The sequence below is a fragment of the Nostoc cf. edaphicum LEGE 07299 genome, from assembly GCF_015207245.1.
Classification (GTDB): domain Bacteria; phylum Cyanobacteriota; class Cyanobacteriia; order Cyanobacteriales; family Nostocaceae; genus Nostoc; species Nostoc edaphicum_B.
Genome location: NZ_JADEXF010000417.1, coordinates 1 through 4,650, shown reverse-complemented (window position 1 = coordinate 4,650; position 4,650 = coordinate 1). Strand labels below are relative to the sequence as shown.

Sequence of the window (4,650 nt, the reverse complement as noted above, 5' to 3'; positions counted from 1 at the left end):
CTATTACTCTCTGCTCAATCGAAAGTAGAGCTATTTCAAGAGGACTTTTACCATGAAATTAAAATTCGCTTAATTAGAGATTCAGCTAATATCGGCAAACCTTTTGAGAATCCGATGAACTAAGAAAGTCAAAAATAGTTGTAGTTATACAGATAATTTATCTAGAATTTCGCTCTGTCACTGGTAACAGCGCCCTAAATTTATGTATGGAAAGACAAAACAATTTAAATCTAGAGTGCGGGCATCAGGATTTCAGGCTGACTTGTTAGAAAAATAGGAATTTATTTATGGGGTTTTCCTCCTGCCTTCAACATAGCTGCTTCTTAACATTGTCATAGATTTTTGATTCAGCCCCAAAATCCGAGTAAATTGAAAAGATAAGCGATCGCTTGTCATCTAAGTATACCGATGGTTGTAATAACCACTAAATTCCTGTTATCCCTATTGTGGGGGATGACTTAGAGCAGAAATAAAAACTGATGATTAAGTATCACTCGATGAAAGTAAACTGGCTTGTGGTTGAGGAATAAATTTTTATGAAAGCGATGATTCTCGCGGCTGGCAAGGGTACTCGCGTGCGTCCGATTACGTACACTATGCCCAAGCCAATGATGCCCATCCTGCAAAAGCCAGTGATGGAGTTCTTACTGGAACTGTTACGCCATCATGGATTTGACCAGATTCTAGTCAATGTTAGTCATTTGGCTGAGGAAATAGAAAACTATTTCCGTGATGGTCAGCGGTTTGGGGTGCAAATTGCCTATTCCTTTGAAGGAAAAATTGATGACGACGGTAAACTGGTGGGCGAAGCGATAGGGTCTGCTGGAGGGATGCGGCGTATCCAAGACTTCTCACCGTTTTTTGATGATACCTTTGTGGTTTTGTGCGGTGATGCTTTAATTGACTTGGATTTAACTGCGGCTGTTAAATGGCATAAATCCAAAGGAGCGATCGCTACCATTATTACTAAATCTGTCCCCAAGGAAGAAGTTTCTAGCTATGGTGTGGTTGTGACTGACGAAGAGGGACGTGTCAAAGCTTTCCAAGAAAAACCTTCAACTGAAGAAGCCCTCAGCACCAATATCAATACAGGTATTTACATCTTTGAGCCAGAGGTTTTTAACTATATTCCCTCTGATGTCGAATATGACATTGGTAGCCAATTGTTTCCCAAATTGGTAGAAATCAAAGCCCCCTTTTACGCCATTCCTATGGACTTTGAATGGGTAGATATTGGTAAAGTCCCAGACTATTGGCGGGCGATTCGCGGTGTACTACTGGGTGAAATCAAAAATGTGCAAATTCCTGGCCATGAAGTCGCCCCCGGCATCTACACTGGCTTAAATGTTGCCGTAAATTGGGACAAAGTAGATATCACAGGCCCCGTTTACATTGGTGGTATGACGAGAATCGAAGACGGAGCTAAAATTGTTGGCCCAGCGATGATTGGCCCCAATTGTTGGATATGTAGTGGTGCAACAGTGGAAAACAGCGTCATTTTTGAATGGTCGCGCCTGGGCCCTGGAGTTCGGTTAGTCGATAAGCTAGTATTTGGACGTTATTGTGTAGATAAAACTGGCGCTGCGATCGATGTTCAAGCCGCTGCTTTAGACTGGCTGATTACTGATGCCCGTCAGACACCGCCATCACATACCCCTGTTGAGCGACAAGCGATAGAGGAATTGTTGGGGACGAACGTAAATTAGGGGACAGGGTATAGGGTATAGGGAACAGAGAATAAATCTGTAACCTATACCCTGTAACCTCTACCCTAACTATTTAAGTACGTATATCTTCTAAGACTCTGCTCGTAGGTTTGCAGTAGTCGTTGAGATTCTGCTAGGGTAATGCGCTTTTCTTCTAATGCTTTCTCGCAACGCTGGCGAATGTTTTCCACCATATCTTCGGAGTCATACTGGACGTAGCTTACTACTTCGCTCATGGTGTCACCTTTGACAACGTGTTCAATTTGGTAGCCTTTGGGGGTTAATTGGATGTGAACGGCGTTGGTGTCGCCAAACAGGTTGTGCAAATTGCCCATGATTTCCTGGTAAGCTCCATTCAAGAACATTCCTAAATAATAGGGTTCTCCAGGCTTATGGGTGTGTAGTTCTAAAACCGACTTGACATCGCGCAGGTCAATAAAGCGGTCGATTTTACCATCACTGTCGCAGGTGAGGTCTGCTAAAATTCCTCGGCGGATTGGTTCTTCATCCAAGCGGTGGATTGGCATGATCGGGAATAGTTGATCGATCGCCCAGCAATCTGGTGCTGATTGGAACACTGACATATTCACGTAGTAGATGGAAGCCATGATTTTCTCTAGGTCTTCCAGTTCATCGGGTACGTATTCTTGCTGTCTAGTGATGGTAAGAATTTTTTGACAACAAGCCCAGTAGAGGCGTTCGGCTTTGGCTCGTTCTCTGAGACGTAAAATTCCTAAGTTGAAGCGACTGATGGCTTCTTCTTTGAATTGTGCAGCGTCATGGTAGAACTCTTGATAATTCTCTTTGTTGATGGATTGGTAAGTTTCCCAAAGATAATTAATAATCGGGGATTCTCCCTCTTGTGGAGGTTCTGGGTTGTCGAGAGGAACATCACTAGTACTGAGAACATCAAAAATCAGCACCGACTGATGGGAGGCGATCGCTCGTCCACTTTCACTAATCAGTGTTGGTACGGTAATCTGCCGCTCTGCACAGGTATCTTTTAACTCTGCCACGATGTCATTGGCATAGTTCTGCATATTGTAATTTTTCGATGCATAGAAGTTGGTTTGAGAGCCATCGTAATCTACGCCCAAGCCGCCACCAACATCAAGGTATTTCATATCTGCTCCCAGCATTGCCAATTCCACATAAATGCGGCTGGCTTCTTGGATAGCATCTTTAATCACATTAATGGCAGAGATTTGTGAGCCGATATGGAAGTGCATCAACTGCAAAGAATCCAGCAGGTTAGCTTCGCGTAACTTGTCAACAGCCTCGATGACTTCAGGCATTGTCAAACCAAATTTAGCGCGATCGCCACTAGAGGTTCCCCAGCGTCCCATACCTTGGGTACTGAGTTTAGCGCGAACACCTAATATCGGTTTAATACCTAACTGGCGATTAGCATCAATCACCAAATCAACCTCTTCAATCTGTTCTATGACGATGATTGGTGTTTGCCCTAGTCTTTGGGCTAGCATTGCCGTTTCAATATATTCTCGGTCTTTGTAGCCGTTGCAAACTAACAATGCTCCTGGTGTATCCAACACAGCTAGAGCAATCATTAATTCTGGCTTGGAACCGGCTTCTAAACCAAATTGATGGGGTTTGCCAAATTTCACTAAATCCTCAATCAAATGCCGTTCTTGATTGCATTTGACGGGAAACACGCCACGGTAGACACCAGGGTAATTGTAGCGAGCGATCGCTTTATTAAAACAAGCGTTTAACCGCTCAATCCGGTCTTCCAAAATATCGGAAAAGCGAATCAACATGGGAAGTCCCAAGTTTCGCTGTTTCATGGAGTTGACCAATTCAAACAAGTCAAGAGATCCCCCGCGATCGCCCTTGGGTGACACGGTAACGTGACCAGCAGCGCTAATGGAAAAATAAGGTTGTCCCCATCCTTCAATCCGGTACAAGGCTTCGCTATCCTCAATTTTCCAGGAGCGAGGTAAATCTCCTGTGGTAGGACTCGGTGGTAACAGTTTTTTGTGTTTATGATTTTTCACTTCTTTTTGTCCATTGGACGGTACTTGTACCACCTCGTCAGATGTAGCAGTTGACTCAACACCCATTTCTTCCTAACCTCTGTTTTTCACCCACGAGTTAACAATTTAGCGCATTCATTTAGGAACGTATATGCACCCAAGGATAATTTCTGAGATAAACTCTGATTGGTCAAGAGTCGTATGTCATTAGTCATTAGTCATTCGTCATTAGTCACTTGTACTGAGCGACTCGTGCCGAGCAGAGCCGAAGTATTGGTCATTAGTGGAAAACCCTTGGATTAAAGGCAGAGGACGACAAAGGACAATTGACAATTGACTAGATAAAAACTTTATTAAGCTTTGGGAGATCGCAATGGAGCGTACATTTTTAGCAATTAAGCCTGATGGAGTCCAACGGGCATTAGTGGGGGAAATTATCCGCCGCTTTGAAACCAAAGGTTTTACTCTAGTTGGTTTAAAGTTACTGAAAGTCAGTCGGGAATTGGCTGAACAACACTATGGTGTTCACCGAGAACGTCCCTTTTTTGGTGGTCTAGTGGAATTTATCACTTCTAGTCCAGTGGTGGCGATGGTATGGGAAGGCGATGGCGTTATTGCATCTGCCAGAAAGATTATTGGTGCGACAAATCCCTTAACAGCAGAGCCAGGAACGATTCGCGGCGATTTTGGACTAAATATTGGTCGTAACTTAATCCACGGTTCTGATGCTCCAGAAACCGCGCAACAGGAAATTGCCCTGTGGTTTAAGGATGAAGAATTGGTCAGTTGGCAACCACACTTAACGCCGTGGTTGCACGAGTAAGATATTAGGGGAGAGGTGACAGGTTATAGGTTACAGGGAATAATCTGTACCCTGTACCCTATTCCCTATTCCCTATTCCCTATTCCCTATTCCCTATTCCCTATTCCCTATTCCCTATTCCCTATTC

The 4,650-nt window shown here is 43.8% G+C and carries 3 protein-coding genes and 1 pseudogene; 3 read left to right on the top strand and 1 reads right to left on the bottom strand.

What is annotated here, in order from left to right; all coding sequences use genetic code 11:
• Both IQ229_RS24030 and IQ229_RS13820 read left to right on the top strand, forming a co-directional pair.
• Positions 1 to 123 (top strand): annotated as a pseudogene (locus tag IQ229_RS24030) (segregation/condensation protein A); the annotation flags it as partial.
• A gap of 413 nt (positions 124 to 536) precedes the next feature.
• Positions 537 to 1,706, top strand: a complete 1,170-nt coding sequence (locus tag IQ229_RS13820; RefSeq protein ID WP_194044580.1) for a sugar phosphate nucleotidyltransferase — start codon at positions 537 to 539, stop codon at positions 1,704 to 1,706.
• A 65-nt stretch (positions 1,707 to 1,771) separates the two neighbouring features.
• Here the strand turns inward: IQ229_RS13820 and speA are convergent, their stop codons facing one another.
• On the bottom strand, positions 1,772 to 3,787 hold the full coding sequence (gene speA / locus IQ229_RS13815; protein WP_194044579.1) for a biosynthetic arginine decarboxylase: 2,016 nt from the start codon (positions 3,785 to 3,787) through the stop codon (positions 1,772 to 1,774).
• A 286-nt stretch (positions 3,788 to 4,073) separates the two neighbouring features.
• On the opposite strand from speA, the gene ndk reads away from it, so the two are divergent.
• A complete protein-coding gene (ndk, locus tag IQ229_RS13810; RefSeq protein ID WP_194044575.1) occupies positions 4,074 to 4,523 on the top strand; it encodes a nucleoside-diphosphate kinase in 450 nt (149 codons plus the stop codon).
• Positions 4,524 to 4,650 lie beyond the last annotated feature (127 nt).